Below are 565 nucleotides of genomic sequence, written 5' to 3' on the forward strand. Positions count from 1 at the left end.
GCTCCTTCGCGGAGGACGGCCGTCAAGGCCACGCGCCACCCAGAACGGGGCGACCACAGGACCCGAGGTTCCCCGGAGGGGAAGGCCCCGGGTACGGGGGTGGGGGTACGAACGACGTAAACCCTACCTATGGGACCAGTACGGCAACTGACACCGCTCATCGCGGTTCGGTGCCCTCCTCCTACGGGAGCGCACCGCCTACTGGTCCCGGTCACGAGGACGGGTTCGGGGCGACCGGATACCGCGAATCGCGGTCCGGTCCCGGATATCCCCAGCAGACGCACGCCGGCGCGCATACCGTTGACGAAGCGGTGCGTGTCGCGCACGGAGAAGGGAACGATTTCGCGGAGTCGATCGCGCGAGAGGCCCCCGCCCTGTGGGTGGAGGCCGTCCTCGCCCGCAGGCCTCGGATGCCCTCCGACCTGGAGGCGCGTCTGCTCCAGGGGTCTTCGCTGCCGATCGACCACCTGTTGCGCGACGAGGTCCGGGACGGACTGCGCCAAGGGTTCTGGCAGGCGTTGGAGCGGGCCAGACACTAGCGCCGTGTGCGAGTGCGGAAGGTGGA

Annotated in this window: 1 pseudogene; it reads left to right on the top strand. The window is 69.6% G+C overall.

Features of this window, described 5'->3' with window-relative positions:
- Positions 1 to 539 (top strand): annotated as a pseudogene (locus PWG71_RS28640) (NYN domain-containing protein); the annotation flags it as partial.
- Positions 540 to 565: the final 26 nt, after the last annotated feature.

This window comes from Nocardiopsis sp. N85 (assembly GCF_028882275.1).
GTDB lineage: Bacteria > Actinomycetota > Actinomycetes > Streptosporangiales > Streptosporangiaceae > Nocardiopsis > Nocardiopsis lambiniae.